Here is a 13,931-nt window from a genome sequence, read left to right as displayed (position 1 = left end):
GCAGCGTTTCACGGCCATGGAAAATCATGATGGCACCGGGCTTTCGCTGCGTTGGACTATTTCGCAGCAATGCGACGACATCCCCGCACCCTCACTCGAGGAGGCGGAACGGTCGTTCGCGCCAAAAGGTCGCTGATGCCAGCCTCCGCCAGCACGAAACACCTGACGTCCATCGAACTTGGCAGAATTCGACGCGCCGTCGGCATAGCGCGCCTGATGGATACCGCGGTCAGATTGCCTGTCATAGGCGTGCGGATCGGCGCGGACTCAATTCTCGGCCTCATCCCCGCCGTCGGTGACATTGCCGGATCTCTCATCGGTCTTTTCATCATCGATGAGGCAAGACGTCTCGGCATTCCCACCCACAAACTCGCCCGCATGGCCGTCAATCTCGGCATCGACGCCGCCGGCGGAACGGTTCCGCTGCTTGGCGATCTCTTCGACGTCTATTTCAAATCTCATCGTCGAAACGTCGGCATCATTCTCGACCACTTTGGGATCAGCGAAGACGAGTTGAACCGGCGCATTTAACGAAGCCTGGCGCCTCTAGGGTCTGGATCAGGTCCGAACGCCCTTCCCTGTCAGAAACGCCAGAGCTGCTGCTCCAACGAGGCCCGAGTTCTGATCCAACGCCGCCAGCATTACCCTGACATCCTTGAATGCCGGCATTGCCCATTGCGTGATGTAGCCTTGAATCCCCGGCTGCAGCCGGTCGAACTCGTGGGAAAGCCCGCCTCCCATCACGATGATATCGGGACTGAAGATATGGATCAGGCTGGTGAAGCCGCGACCGAGAATTTCCGCTTCCTCGTCGATCAGTTGATTTGCGAGACGATCGCCATTTCTGGCGGCCGCGAAAACGCTGCGGCTGTCGATGGCGCCGCCGTCGCCGCCTATCGTCGTCCCGCTGGATTCCATCGCCCTCATTTGGGCGCGGCGCGCAAAAGCCGTTCCGGATCCGTAGGCCTCGAAACAACCCCTGTTGCCGCAGGGGCAAAGCTCTCCGTTCGGCACGACCGACATGTGCCCGACATGGGCTGCCATGCCCTTGCGGCCGCGCACCACGCGACCGTCCGACACAACGCCACCGCCAATGCCGGTGCTCACGGTGACATAGACCAGATTGTCGAGCCCCTTGCCGGCTCCGAACTGCCACTCGCCGATGGCAGCGGCAATCGCATCATTCTCGAGGTCGACCGGAAACGGAAACCGCTTCTGCAATTCCGCCTTCAGTGGAAAATCGACAAAACCGGAGAGCGTTGGGATATTCGAGGCGATGCCGGCGACCGTATCGAGTGGGCCCGGAGCGGATACGCCAACACCCACCACCGAAGCAAGGTTCGACGCTGCAAGCAGCCTATCGGTCAGGCCGCAGATTTGGGCGAGCACGCGGTCGGGGCCTGCCAGCGCATCGGTCGGTTCGGCTGCGCGGGCGAGAATTTTGCCCTGCTCGTCGACGAGGGCAGCGCGCACCTGCGTCCCACCGAGGTCGATTCCAATGGCAATCTGCTGCATGTGAAGACCATGAGTTAGAGTGCGCGCACCCATGCCATCCGCTCGTCGAGCGACGGCGCATTGAAAGCCAGGGAACCGAGAACGACCGTCTCCGCACCCGACTGGCGCAGAAGAGGCACAGTGTGCTCGCGAATACCGCCGTCGGCAGCAAGCACGATCCGATGCGCCGCACCGCAGCCGGCGATGATCTGCTTTGCCTGCTGAAGCCGCGCGCCGGCCTTTTCGTCGAGGCCCTGGCCCTTCACACCGATCGCCGTGCCGAGCAGCGTCACAAAACTCAGCCGGGAAGCATATTTCTCGACCCGCTCGACGGGGGTATCGACCTTGAGGACCATGCCGGCGGCCACACCGCGGCGATCGAGAAGATCGAGAGCCTCGTCGGCGACGCTTTCGTTTTCAACATGAAGACTGATCAGGTCGCTGCCCGCATCGGCGAACTGCTCGATCTGCGACAGGAGGATGCTGTCGGCGACCATCAGATGAACATGGATCGGGCGCCCGGAAACTTTGCGCACGCCGGCAACAAGATCCGGGAAAAACAACATGGCCGGTGCGAAATGGCCATCGGCGACATCGATATGGAGGATGTCGACGTGAGGATCGACACGCGCCAGATCATCCGCCAGATGCACGAGATCGGCCGACCAGACGGAGAATTCGGCAATCAGGCGATCCTTCGGAAGATCGGCGATCCAGGTCTTGGAGGGGGTCGTCATTGTTTCAGAGCTCCTTCAGAAAATGGCCCATGGCAAGCCGGAAGTCGGCGACGTATTGCGCACGGCTCTCAGTCTTCGATGTGATCTGTACGAAACGCGCGCCGGCAATGCGCTCGGCAAGAGCACGCGCGTGGCCAAGAGGATGAATGCTGTCCCGATCATGGCCGATGATGAGCGTCGGTACCGCGATATTGCCGACCTCCTCGTCGGTCACATCAGGACCATCATTGGAAATCCTGGTGAGCAGTTCGGCGGTCACGTCCAAAGGCGCGCGGGAGAAAAAGCCGGCAAGCGAGACCAGATTGTCCGGCGCCTCGGCGGCGAGCCGCACGCCTATCGGTCCTGCCAGGAACGTGGTCTTTGCCTCGCCCAGTGGCAGAGTTTTCAAAAGCCGCCCGACTTCGGCATTGGGCGCCATATTCTCCGGCGCGGGTGCCGTCAGCCAGGCCGGCCTTGCGATGATCAGAGCCTTGACGAGATCGGGCCGCTTGACCGCGAGACGCAAGGCGATCGCCGCACCCATCGAGATGCCGCCGATCACGATCGGCGGCGTAAGGTTCTTCTCGATATAGGCGGCGATATCATCGCAGAAGGTCGCGATCGACAACCGCTCCAGATTGCCAGCTTGGGAGTGTCCGTGGCCGCGCGCTTCGATCGTAACCCGGCAAAACCCCGCGTCGAGCGGAAAGACTTCATCGGTCTGCGCCGCGTCTCCGCATAGGCCATGCTGGAATATGACAGACGCACCCTCGCCCGCCATATCCACATTGAGAGTGACCTCGTCGCTAGTTTCGAACGGTTGAACCCGTCTCATCTTCCTGCCCCCGCAGAATGACCATCGAGGCTATTCTTCAGGAAGGCCGCTACACCGGCCGCCTCCGAGGCCGAAAGACCATGCGTGACGAGACTGCCGTTAAAACCAATCGCCTTGAGACGGCCGAGATAATGCGCGTAGTCGAGGACGCCCTTGCCGGCGGTCGCGAAACTACCGTCCGGATTGCGGTCTTTCGCATGCGCCATGACGATCCGATCGGCCAGAAGGTCAATGGCGGAGGACACGATGCTCCGCTGCTCATCCAGCGTCGCGACCTCGAAGAGATTGGCCGGATCGAGCACGATCTTGATGCGGGGGCTCGTTAGTGCCGTGATCAGCCGATAGGCTTTCTCAGCCGAGTTGACGACATTGGCAAGCTCGGGCTCGATGCCGAGATCGACCTCGTAGCGCTCGGCGATCTCAATGGCCGCCCCCATGGCCTCGAGGAGATCCCGCCAGGCCTCCGGCGTATTGTTGTCGGCATGCGCCTTCCACTGGTCGATGGGGTCGCGTGTGCCGGTGCAGAGCGTGATCAACGTCGTCGACATGCCGGCGCTGCGCTCGGCCAGCGTAGCCAAGTTGCGAAGGCCGGCCTCGCGAACGGCAGGATCCGGGTGGATCATGTTGAAGGTGCCGGAAACGGCGACAATCTCGACGCCGCTCTCGCGCGCCGCTTCGGCAACCGAGCGGGCCTGGGCTTCCGTGATGATCTCCGGCATCGGCGGAAGGCCGGAGCAGGCCATATTATATTGCGCGCAGGTGAACCCGGCGCCAGCGACCGAGTTGAGAACGCTTACCGGTTCCGTTCCCTCGAAGGTCTTTGCGAATATGCCGAGCTTCATCACACCCCACCCGTGACGTCGGACAGCGCAACCGCCTTGCCGCTTTCGGCCGAACGCGCGACGGCGACCATGGCCCGGACGGATGCCAGGCCATCATCGATGTTGGCGCCTTCCATCACGGCGCCATCCAGAATGGTGCGGGCGAAGCCTTCGACCTGACGGCGATAGAAGTGGCCGTCGGCACCGAGCACGCGATGGGTCGCGCCGTCCGCCTCTCGGAAAATGTCCACCTCGCTGGTCTTGTAGTACCACGGGTTATAGGTCTTGCCCAAAATGCTGCCGTTCTTGCCGTAGATCTGGAAGCCTTCGTGCCAGTCCATGCGCACCTGGACAGTGAGATCGAGATGGCCGAGCGTGCCGGAGGCAAATTCCACGTCCACGAACCAGCACCAGATACCAGCGCGCTCGGACAGACGAGCGTTGACGGAAACGATGTCGCCGGCGAAATAACGTGCGGTGTCGATCAGATGGCAACCGTGGGCAAGCATGTAGTAGCGCCGCAGATCGGCTTTCGGATTGGCGGAGGGCTTCCGCGCATTGGCGCTGGTAACGATCAGGGGCTGCACTGCATCGGTCATCGGATAGCGATGCGTGCTGTCGCAATACCATGCTTTCAGAGCGACCATCTCGCCCATTTCATCGCGGATGAACGACTTGGCAGCCTGGAGCCCCGCGTCGAAACGCTTCATGTGCCCGACCTGAAACACCTTCCCAGACTTGTCGACTGCGGCCTTCAGTTCAAGGCATTCCTCGATCGTGACGCCGACCGGCTTTTCGCAGAGGACATGTTTGCCCGCCTGAAGGGCGCGAAGGGAAGCCGGGACGTGAAACGCATCGGCCGTCGCGATGACCACGGCATCGAGATCGGGATCGGCCAGCATCTTATCGTAGTCATCATAGGTCTTTTTCGCCCCATGGGTGATTGCCATACGTTCGCGGAGATCTTCGGCAACGTCGCAAATCGCATAGAGGTCGGCATTGGCTGCCTTCGTGCAGCTCTCGAAGTGCGCGGCCTGGGCAATCTGGCCCGCTCCCAATACGCCGATGCGGAGACGTCGTTCCTGTTTTGCTGGCATCGATAAGCCCTTTGGATCGGATATTGAAGATGAATGCTGGTTTCGGCGTCGGATGGAATGCTTTCAGACGTCGACGATGTCTTCTGGCTGGGCCGCCAGCAGCGCCTGCTGGCCCTCCCTCGTCACTTCAGAGCGCCATATGCGTTTGAGGATTGAAAAAGTGCAGTTTCGCCGGATCGATGGCCAGATCGATCGATTGGCCCGTCTCGACCGCGCTGACCGCTTCGAACCGCGCGACCGCGTTGGCGGCCCCGCTCAGGTCCTCGACGGCATCGGGATCGCCCGAGTCGATCCGGACCGCGTCGATCTTCAAGTGCACGATCAGCTCGGAGCCGAGCTCCTCGATCGACTTCACGACAACCGGGATCGTCGGATGGGAGGCGCCAGACGGCAACCGGCTGTCGTAGAGGTCCTCCGGCCTGACCCCAAAGATCACGTCCTTTCCCTCGAAGGCGGATAGACCGGGAGCACGCTCGAAGGCGCCGTCGGACAAGGGAATGGAGAAGCCCGACAGATGGATCCGCCCGCTCGACAGACGCCCTTCGAACAGGTTCATCGACGGCGAACCGATAAAGCCGGCGACAAAGGCATTGACCGGGCGGTGATACAAAGCCTTGGGCGTATCCACCTGCTGAAGCACGCCGCCCTTCAGCACCGCGACCCGATCGCCCATGGTCAGCGCTTCGGTCTGGTCGTGCGTGACGTAGATCGTCGTCACGCCCAGCTGTCTCTGCAGGCTGGCGATCTCGGCCCGCATCTGAACACGCAACTTCGCATCAAGATTCGAGAGCGGTTCGTCCATGAGGAAGGCCGCGGGCTCGCGGACCATGGCGCGGCCCATCGCAACTCGCTGGCGCTGGCCGCCGGAGAGCTGTGCGGGTTTGCTGCCCAGCAAGGATTCCAGCTGCAGGATCTTGGCGATCTCGTGCACGCGCTTGGTGCGTTCGGCTTTGTTCTTTCCGGCCAGCTTCATTGAAAAGGCGATGTTGTCGAAGACGGTCATGTGCGGATAAAGCGCATAGCTCTGAAAGACCATGGCAATGTCCCGGTCCTTAGGCGCGAGATCCACGACGTCCTGACCGCCGATGCTCAATGTTCCGCTGCTGATTTCCTCAAGCCCGGCAATCATCCGCAAAGCGGTCGACTTTCCGCATCCGGACGGCCCGACCAGAATCAGAAACTCGCCATCATGGATCGTCAGGCTGAGATCCTTGATCGCATGGTAGCTGTTTCCATAGGTCTTGCAGATTTTGTCGAGTACAACCACAGCCACGTCTCGTCCTCCCGTACCAGTCCGGATCACATCTTCAAACGGCGCTCCCCGCCGTCTGCGATCCTTTCGACAAGAAGGCTCAGGACTGAGCTTCAAAGTCAACAAAAGAATCGAGATGAATTCATTGCAAACTATCGATAGTTTCTTATATCTATCTGAAATATATGTATCTTTTTACTGAAACCAATATTAATTTGCGGAATTATATTTTTTATCGCGCGTAACTTTTATGAGCGGCGTCATGGCTTTCGAGAGATCTCGCAAGGCGATTCAATCACAGATAAGCGACGCACGGCTCAGCCGATCGACCAGCGTCGACACCGGTCACACCTGCGCTCATTTCCGCCATTCCCACATCGGGAGCGGCACGGGCGCATTCTCCGCCGCCATCCAAGCCAGGCAAGTTCGGTGATCTGGCAGGCCTCGGCGCCCTCCCCGTGCGGTCACGGAAATGGCGGCCGCCGCCGTGGCATAGGCAATGCAATCAAGCGGGCTCTTACCCCTAGCGAGGGCAAGAGCGTAGGCACCGTGAAAACAATCACCGGCGCCGGTCGTATCGACCGCCTGAACCTGATGGGCCGGCACATGCCAGCGGATGGCATCGCCCCTCTGGCGGAGGTAGGTCCCTCGTTCGCCGTCAGTCAAGACAACCGCGGATCGATCCCCGGACCAGAGCTTGTCCAGGATCATCGTTGGATCACCCTCGCCGGCGTATTCCTGCGCAAAGGCGAGCGGCAGCACCAGGTGATCGGCGAAAGCCAGGATCCGGTCGGTCGCGGCACCGACCGTCCATTCGATATCGGCTATCACGGCCAAGCCCAAGGCGCGTGCACGCGCAACGACACTTTCGGAGTGCGTGGCATAGCCGTCGATCAGCAGTACCGGGGCCTGCATCAGAACATCGTCGGGCAGCGCATCCGAGGTGCCGTGCAGCACATCGTCATCATAAGCGATGAACCGGTCGCCGTCGGGACCGACCGTGATCACGGAGCGGATGGGCGCGGCATCAGCGTGGCGGGGAGCCAGCGATATGTCGACGCCGTCCCGCTCGAGTTCGCTGCCCGCCACGTCGGCCGCTGGCTCATCACCGAGCCAGCCGATGAAGCCTGCCTGACCGCCGAGCCGGGCGACGGCAACAAGGGCCGTCGCCACGTTGCCGCCATGGTCCGTGGCTCGCTTCGTCACCTTCCCCTTTCCAGCCGTCAGCCCCCGATCGACATAGATGATGTCATCGATTGCCAGGGCGCCGAAGCCCAAAACCTGGAAAGGGCGCGACATGTCTCAAGCACCGGCCGCCGCCAGCGCATCCTCCGGCGCCATCCCGTTATGAATGACGAACTTGAAGGCGCGCGCGGCCATGGTCGTATCGCCGTGCCCCCAGAGGTTGCGACCGACGACCGCGCCTTTGGCTCCAGCGCGCAATGCTTCCGAGGTCTGGACGAGCGCTCCGAGCAGCGTATCGGTCTTCGGGCCGCCTGCGATCACGACTGGAATCGGGCAGGTCGCGACCGTCTCGCGGAAGGATTCAAAATCGCCGGTATAGCCGACCTTGATCACGTCGACACCGGCCTCGAAGCCGATGCGCACCGCATAGGCAATCTCATCCGGGGTGAACACGATCTTGCCGCCGTCTGAGAAATCGCGCGGATAGACATGGGCGACGACCGGCATCTCGAAGCGGGCGGCGGCGTTGACCGTATCGGTGAGCCAGCGGATATACTCTCCTTCGGTGGCGCCGCGCACGGGAATGGCGACAGCCAGAGCGTCCGCACCGTAGCGCACCGCGTCTTCCGGGGTCGCAATGAGCTGGCGAATGCGGTCGTCGGCAGTGAAGCAACCACCCTGAATGACCAGCGCTGCCTTTCCGGCATATTCCGACCACAGGTGGCGCGCCGCGCCAGGCTGGATGCTGATATAGTCGGGACCTCCCGCCATGACGCGTCTGAGCGCACCCGGCAGGTCGGCAAGCCCGCCCTCACGCACATTGCCATAACCGACAAAGTGATCGACAGCGCCTCCGAACAGATGACCCGATGGATTCGAGAACAGGCGTGCGAGGCGGACTTTGGTTCCGAGACCCATGGCGATACTTCCTTTGTGATGGCAGCCTTTGCGATTGCCTGGCGCCGATGCTGGCAAACCCTAACTCGAAAACAAACAAATATTCAATATTTCGATTTCTTTCGTTTTCACATGAATGATGAATTTTTGACGTGCATTTTTGCCCTCGAACGGCTATTTCTGCAGCAAGAGCCGTGGAATGAGATGACGAACTTTCGTTTTTCAAAAGTCGCATTGTTGTAAATAACGGCAGTCGGGATCACATATGCTTGCAGAACAGAGGCGGCAGCAGATCATGCTGGAACTTCAACGGGTCGGCCAGGCACGCACCCGCCAGCTCGCGGAATTCTTCGAAGTCTCGGAAGTGACAATCCGTTCCGACCTTGAAATCATGGACGCCAAGAAGCAGCTGATCAAAACACATGGCGGGGCAATCGCCCTGCCGTCCGACTCGCCGGCGGCGGCCTTCGAGGAACGCATGCAGCGCAATTTCGATGCGAAGCGACGCATCGCCCAGATGGCTGCGCGACAGATCATCGATAACCAGTCGATCGTCTTCGACAGCGGTTCGACCCTGCTGCAGGTGGCCATGCAGATGCCACCGGTCAACAACGTCGTGGTTGCGACAACGGCGATGAACATCGCCCAGCATCTGATGTACCGGCCAGGGCTCGACGTACACATGATCGGCGGCCGTGTATTTCCCAGCACCGTGAGCACGATCGTACAGGATTCCGACAAGGCGGTCGGCGGCCTCGTCGCCCACCAGGCCTTTGTCGGCGCCCACGCGATCGATCAGGCCTTCGACGTCGTCGATGTTTCCGAGGACATCGCCCGGACCAAGCGCAACCTGGTTCGTATGGCCCGGCGTGTCGTCCTGGTGGCGGATTCGAGCAAATTTGATATCGGCGCCTCCTCCAAAGCCTTCTCGCTGTCGCGCGTCGACCTGATCATCACGGACAGCAACATGCCGCACAGCATCCGTCACCGGCTGGACAAGCTGGGCGTGGAGGTTCGCTACGCGTGACCTGCAGTCCACCTTTCCAATTTATAAGAGAGACAGGAGAGGCTTTGGCGTCGACGGATGGCTTTGGCCGACGCCATGGAATACGACAAGGGCTAAAATCCCAGACCGCGAAGCGTCTCACGGTTGGCTCGAACGGCCGCGGCAGGATCGGTTCCGGCATGGTCCGATTCTTCTTCCACCACGATCCAGCCGATAAAGTTCGGCGCATCCCGAACGGCCGAAATCACGGCAGGCACGTCGCAGACGCCTTCGCCCAGCATCGCCCAAGTCCCGCCGGCGTCAACGTCCTTCAGATGCACGTAGCGGATTCGGTCCCGGTACGCTGCCAGCGTATCGCCGATCTGCTGGCCGCCACGCAGGATATGGCCGGTATCCGGCACCCAACCCACGCGTGGATCCAAGAGAGCAAACAGGCGGTCATAGTCGTTCCGGGTGAAGAGGAGCGTGTTGTGGTGCGAGGAAGGATGGACAGCAACGGTAACGCCAGCCGACTGTCCGATCTCGGTCGCACGATTGTAGCACTCCGCCGCAATGGCGAACTTCTCATCGAGCGGACCATTCGAGACGACTGTCGCCGATCCCATCGATACCAGCGCACCGGGAAAGTTCGCCGCGAAATCGACCCATCGCCGCGCCGTGTCGAGATCGGAGGCAATCTTTTCCGCCACCGTGAAGCCGCTGGCGGAGCCGAAGGCAAAGGAGACCAGCGTCAAACCGGCATCCGTCAGGGTACGGGCAAAGTCGGTCGGCTTGAGCGCGTAGTGACCGATCATCGTGTCGGTGATTTCGATACCCGCATATCCGCCATCGGCGATGGCGCGTACCAGATCGTCCGGACCGCCGCCCCAATCTGTCCCCAGCATCTCCCAGGTGAATGTCTGGCAACCGATCTGCAACTCAGCATTTTTCATTTCTTGGTCCTGACCTGTTCGTTGATGGCTGCCGATACCGAAACCGTAAGCTTCCGCGCCCACAATCCTCGCGCGCTTCACCGCGTCTGCCGAAAGCCCCTTCCGCCGAGAGGCGGATCGAAAACCAGAAGCGGCGAGCTCTCATCGGGGATTGCGATCCCAGCGTCTTGTCATTACGTACGGTCAAATGTTACCGTGCGTCAATATAATTTATTCCCTGCGCTTAAAACGTTACGCACCCTCAACTCTCCGCAGCCGCAACGGCGAAATCAGGTTCTTAGATGGCACAGACCAATGATATGAAACTCAGGATCGGCGTTGTCGGATGCGGCAATATTTCGCTTGCCTATATGCGCAACGCGCCGCTGTTTTGCGGCGTCGAAATCACCGCCTGTGCAGATCTCAACGCAGACGCCGCCAAGCGTCGCGCGGCGGAGTTCAATTTGCGCGCGGCGGACGTCGATAGCCTCATTGACGACAGAAACATCGACCTTATCCTCAACCTGACGATCCCGGCTGCGCATTTTGACGTTTCGATGCGGGCTCTGTCGGCAGGCAAGCATGTCTTCACGGAAAAGCCGCTCGGCGTCACGGCGGCGGAAGGACGCAGCTTGGTGGATGCCGCCGACGCCAAGGGCCTCATGCTCGGCTCGGCGCCAGACACGTTCCTCGGCGCGGCTGGACGCCATGCCCGGCGGCAGATGGAAGCCGGCGCCATCGGCAAGCCAGTGACCGGGACAGCCTTCATGATGGGGCGCGGCATGGAGCACTGGCATCCGGATCCCAGCTTTTATTACCAGGCCGGCGCAGGCCCGCTCATGGATATGGGGCCCTATTATCTCACGATGATGGTCAATCTGATGGGGCCGATCCGTCGTGTGCAGGCCGTCGCCACAAGCGGGCAGGAAGAGCGGCTCATTACCGCCGAAGGACCGAAGCAGGGCACCACATTCAAGGTCGGCACGCCGACCAGCGTGCTGTCGCTCTTGGAATTCGAGTGCGGTGCTACAGTCACCTTCGGCACCTCCTGGGACGTATTCCGCCACTCCAACCATCCCATCGAACTCCACGGCACCGAAGGTTCGCTCCGCCTGCCCGACCCCGATAATTTCGGCGGCTCCGTCGCGCTCTCCGGCCGTGGCGCGCCCTGGCAGGAAACGGATACATCAGGCGAACTCTTCGGTGCCGTCAATTGGCCGATCACAGCGCCTGATCGTGCCAACTATCGCACGCTTGGTCTTGCCGATCTCGCACGCGCAATCATCGAAGGCCGTAGGCCGCGCGCTTCAGGCGATCTGGCACTGCACGTGCTCGAAGTCATGGAAGCGATCCTGCGTGCCGGCGAAACCGGTGCCGCGCAGATCATTTCGGGTACGGTCGCGCAGCCGAGGGAATTGCGGGAAGACGAAGCGAGGAGTTTGCTGGCATGACACAACTGGACGAATCCGCCAAACGCGCGCTTGCATGGCCGGGCGATCCGGAAACGCCGGTCGAAAGCTGCACGCCGGCGCTGGCGCGGCAGCAATATCTGGATAGTTTCGCAGACATCCAACGGCCGCTCGAAGACGTGGCCGAGACCCTGGAAAGGCGTCTGGGCACAATCAGGTTGAAGATATGGCGCGGACGGACCGCGCCGCGCCAGGGCGCACCGGCCTTGCTTTATTTCCATGGCGGCGGCTTTGTGATCGGCGCGCCGGAAACCCATGAGGACATCTGCCGGACGCTTGCCAATATGGCAGGCGCCGTCGTGGTTTCGCCCGACTATCGCCTGGCCCCGGAACATCCCTTTCCTGCTGCCATTGACGACTGCGCCGCCGCACTCGTCTGGATGACGGAGCAGGCTGATGCGCTCGGCATCGATCCCTTGCGGGTTGTCGTCGCTGGCGATAGCGCCGGTGGCAATCTGGCCGCCGTCGTCGCCCTGCTGGCGCGGGACGGGCAGGTGCCGCCTGTCATCGGACAGGTGCTGATCTATCCGGTGACCGACCAGTTGCAGACAACCGACAGCTACTCACGTTACGAAGAGGGTTTCGGCCTGACGGCAGCCGCGATGAAATGGTTCCGCGACCACTATCTGCCGGACACCGCGAGCCGGTCGGACTGGCGAGCTTCGCCGCTTAACGCAGCGTCGCTGGCAGGCGTGGCGCCGGCCCTCGTGATCCTTGCCGGACATGACGTGCTGTTCGACGAAGGGGCCGCTTATGCCGAGCGGCTCAGCTTGGAAGCGCAGGCCACAAGTCGCACCTGGCCCGGACAGATCCATGGCTTCGTATCGAAGAGACGGGCCATTCCGGAGGGGCAAGAGGCCCTCGAAGCCATCGCAGAAGCATGGCGCGCCATGGACCCTGCGCTTGCCCGTTGAAGCGGAAATCCGTGCCGGCCTCAAGCCGACTCGCGCATAACCAGCGTTGCCTCGAGGATCACCTTGTTCGTCACAGGGGTCGTTCCATCATCCTCGCTCTCGATATGCGCCAGCAAAAGCTCCACGGACTTCGCGGCGATCTCCGGCGCGTTCTGCGCCATGGTCGTCAACGACGGACAGGTATATCGGCTTAGCGGGTGGTCGTCGTGCCCAGCGATGCGCACGTCGCAAGCGTCGTTCCGGCCGATTTTCAGTCCCGACGCGAATGCGGCTGCCATCGCGCCGAAAGCGAAGCGGTCGTTGGCGCATAGCAGCGTTTTGCCCGGAAGACCGCCGTTGGCAAGAATTCTCTGCATCTGCTCGTATCCGAGACGCTCGAATTCCCAGGAAGGTGGCGCGTCGCAATCGATGACCAACGGGGAATGTCCTTCCCTCGCCATGGTCGCGCGGTAGCCCGCCTGCCGCTCGCCGGCATTTTCGGTCATATGCGGAATTTCCAGGAAGATCGGCGGCTCACCGGACCGGCAGAGATATTGCACAATGGCTGCCATGCTTTGCGCGTTGTCGTTGCCGACATAAGGAAGGTCGGCGTCGGCAGGATTGTCGAAGCAGACGACGGGGATGGCATCCCTCAGCCTTTCCAGCGCGGAACGGCGCGAACCGGCTCCGAGCGGCGCCACGATCGCACCCGCGACCTTCAGCGAGAGCAAGGTCCGAACGGCCTCCGCCTCCAGCTCCGGCCGCGTGTGCGAAGAAATCTGGACAGGCCAGAATCCCTTTTCGCGCAACTCCAGCTCGATCAGCGACACGACCTGCACATAAAAGGGATCCGACATGGTCGGGACCAGAATCCCGATATTCCTGGTCCGCTTGCGATTGAGATGCCGCGCGAACAGGTTCGGCTCGAAATGCGACTTCTTGAGAGCCGCCTCGATACGCTTGCGGGTCACCTCCTTGATCTGCGAGGGATCATCGAAATATTTCGACAAGGTCGGACGCGATACGCCGGAGGCGCTCGCGAAGTCGTCCATCGATTTATAACTTTTCTTGGCCATTCAATTCCTTATTGGCGGGACGACGACAACTGATCGGGAACGATTTCGCACAACGGCAGATCCGCCGACGCGCCAAATCACGCATTCGGCAATTTGTACAGGGTGATCTTCGATTTCCGGAATTGTCGAAAATCAACGCATAATCCGGCGTGATCCGTCACTTTCTGTGCAGGTCTGCCCTCCCTTTCGAAAATCGAAATATTCCCTTCATTTGCGACTTGTGCAGTCTGCGCCGCGCGGTTGCAAAAGGCGCTTGTTTCAGCACCCAAAATTCGAAAA

14 protein-coding genes are annotated in these 13,931 nt (G+C 61.1%); 4 read left to right on the top strand and 10 right to left on the bottom strand.

Annotated features, from left to right (window positions below):
- Positions 1 to 135: 135 nt before the first annotated feature.
- Complete coding sequence (locus tag A6U98_RS33805; protein ID WP_064655564.1) at positions 136 to 531, top strand: DUF4112 domain-containing protein; 396 nt, start codon at positions 136 to 138, stop codon at positions 529 to 531.
- A gap of 27 nt (positions 532 to 558) precedes the next feature.
- Here A6U98_RS33805 and A6U98_RS33800 read toward each other — a convergent pair whose 3' ends face one another.
- The 8 genes from A6U98_RS33800 to A6U98_RS33765 form a co-directional block, all read right to left on the bottom strand.
- Entirely contained in the window at positions 559 to 1,515 is a 957-nt protein-coding gene (locus tag A6U98_RS33800; RefSeq protein ID WP_064655563.1) for an ROK family protein, read from the bottom strand.
- A 14-nt stretch (positions 1,516 to 1,529) separates the two neighbouring features.
- Positions 1,530 to 2,231 (bottom strand): ribulose-phosphate 3-epimerase, encoded by a 702-nt coding sequence (locus tag A6U98_RS33795; RefSeq protein ID WP_064655562.1) that lies wholly within the window; start codon positions 2,229 to 2,231, stop codon positions 1,530 to 1,532.
- Positions 2,232 to 2,235: 4 nt separating this feature from the next.
- Positions 2,236 to 3,045: an alpha/beta hydrolase gene (locus A6U98_RS33790; protein WP_064655561.1), complete on the bottom strand. Its 810-nt coding sequence runs from the start codon at positions 3,043 to 3,045 to the stop codon at positions 2,236 to 2,238.
- Complete coding sequence (locus tag A6U98_RS33785; RefSeq protein ID WP_064655560.1) at positions 3,042 to 3,887, bottom strand: sugar phosphate isomerase/epimerase; 846 nt, start codon at positions 3,885 to 3,887, stop codon at positions 3,042 to 3,044. Before A6U98_RS33785 ends, A6U98_RS33790 begins: the two co-directional genes overlap by 4 nt.
- The gene (locus tag A6U98_RS33780) at positions 3,887 to 4,963 is read right to left on the bottom strand and encodes a Gfo/Idh/MocA family oxidoreductase (RefSeq protein WP_064655559.1); all 1,077 of its coding nucleotides are present in this window, start codon (positions 4,961 to 4,963) and stop codon (positions 3,887 to 3,889) included. The genes A6U98_RS33785 and A6U98_RS33780 overlap by 1 nt, the downstream gene beginning before the upstream one ends.
- Positions 4,964 to 5,090: 127 nt before the next feature.
- Positions 5,091 to 6,236: a sn-glycerol-3-phosphate ABC transporter ATP-binding protein UgpC gene (ugpC, locus tag A6U98_RS33775; protein WP_064655558.1), complete on the bottom strand. Its 1,146-nt coding sequence runs from the start codon at positions 6,234 to 6,236 to the stop codon at positions 5,091 to 5,093.
- Positions 6,237 to 6,572: 336 nt separating this feature from the next.
- The gene (locus A6U98_RS33770; protein WP_064655557.1) at positions 6,573 to 7,514 is read right to left on the bottom strand and encodes a PfkB family carbohydrate kinase; all 942 of its coding nucleotides are present in this window, start codon (positions 7,512 to 7,514) and stop codon (positions 6,573 to 6,575) included.
- A 3-nt stretch (positions 7,515 to 7,517) separates the two neighbouring features.
- Positions 7,518 to 8,318 (bottom strand): class I fructose-bisphosphate aldolase, encoded by an 801-nt coding sequence (locus tag A6U98_RS33765; protein ID WP_017956604.1) that lies wholly within the window; start codon positions 8,316 to 8,318, stop codon positions 7,518 to 7,520.
- Between the two features lie 244 nt (positions 8,319 to 8,562).
- Here A6U98_RS33765 and A6U98_RS33760 point away from each other — a divergent pair, with 244 nt between their 5' ends.
- On the top strand, positions 8,563 to 9,324 hold the full coding sequence (locus A6U98_RS33760; protein WP_064655556.1) for a DeoR/GlpR family DNA-binding transcription regulator: 762 nt from the start codon (positions 8,563 to 8,565) through the stop codon (positions 9,322 to 9,324).
- A gap of 92 nt (positions 9,325 to 9,416) precedes the next feature.
- Here the strand turns inward: A6U98_RS33760 and A6U98_RS33755 are convergent, their stop codons facing one another.
- Positions 9,417 to 10,235 (bottom strand): sugar phosphate isomerase/epimerase, encoded by an 819-nt coding sequence (locus tag A6U98_RS33755; protein WP_064655631.1) that lies wholly within the window; start codon positions 10,233 to 10,235, stop codon positions 9,417 to 9,419.
- Positions 10,236 to 10,516: 281 nt separating this feature from the next.
- Between A6U98_RS33755 and A6U98_RS33750 the strand changes: the two genes are divergently transcribed.
- The gene (locus A6U98_RS33750) at positions 10,517 to 11,665 is read left to right on the top strand and encodes a Gfo/Idh/MocA family oxidoreductase (RefSeq protein ID WP_064655555.1); all 1,149 of its coding nucleotides are present in this window, start codon (positions 10,517 to 10,519) and stop codon (positions 11,663 to 11,665) included.
- Positions 11,662 to 12,597 carry an alpha/beta hydrolase gene (locus A6U98_RS33745; protein WP_064655554.1) on the top strand — a complete coding sequence of 312 codons (936 nt, stop codon included), beginning with the start codon at positions 11,662 to 11,664 and terminating at the stop codon, positions 12,595 to 12,597. Before A6U98_RS33750 ends, A6U98_RS33745 begins: the two co-directional genes overlap by 4 nt.
- Positions 12,598 to 12,617: 20 nt before the next feature.
- On the opposite strand, the gene A6U98_RS33740 is transcribed toward A6U98_RS33745, so the two are convergent.
- Positions 12,618 to 13,652: a LacI family DNA-binding transcriptional regulator gene (locus A6U98_RS33740; protein WP_064655553.1), complete on the bottom strand. Its 1,035-nt coding sequence runs from the start codon at positions 13,650 to 13,652 to the stop codon at positions 12,618 to 12,620.
- Between the last annotated feature and the right edge of the window lie 279 nt (positions 13,653 to 13,931).

The organism is Rhizobium sp. WYCCWR10014 (assembly GCF_001657485.1).
In the GTDB taxonomy this organism is placed as follows: Bacteria; Pseudomonadota; Alphaproteobacteria; order Rhizobiales; family Rhizobiaceae; genus Rhizobium.
The sequence above is the reverse complement of the archived record's forward strand: the minus strand, read 5'-3'. Positions and strand labels throughout refer to the sequence as shown.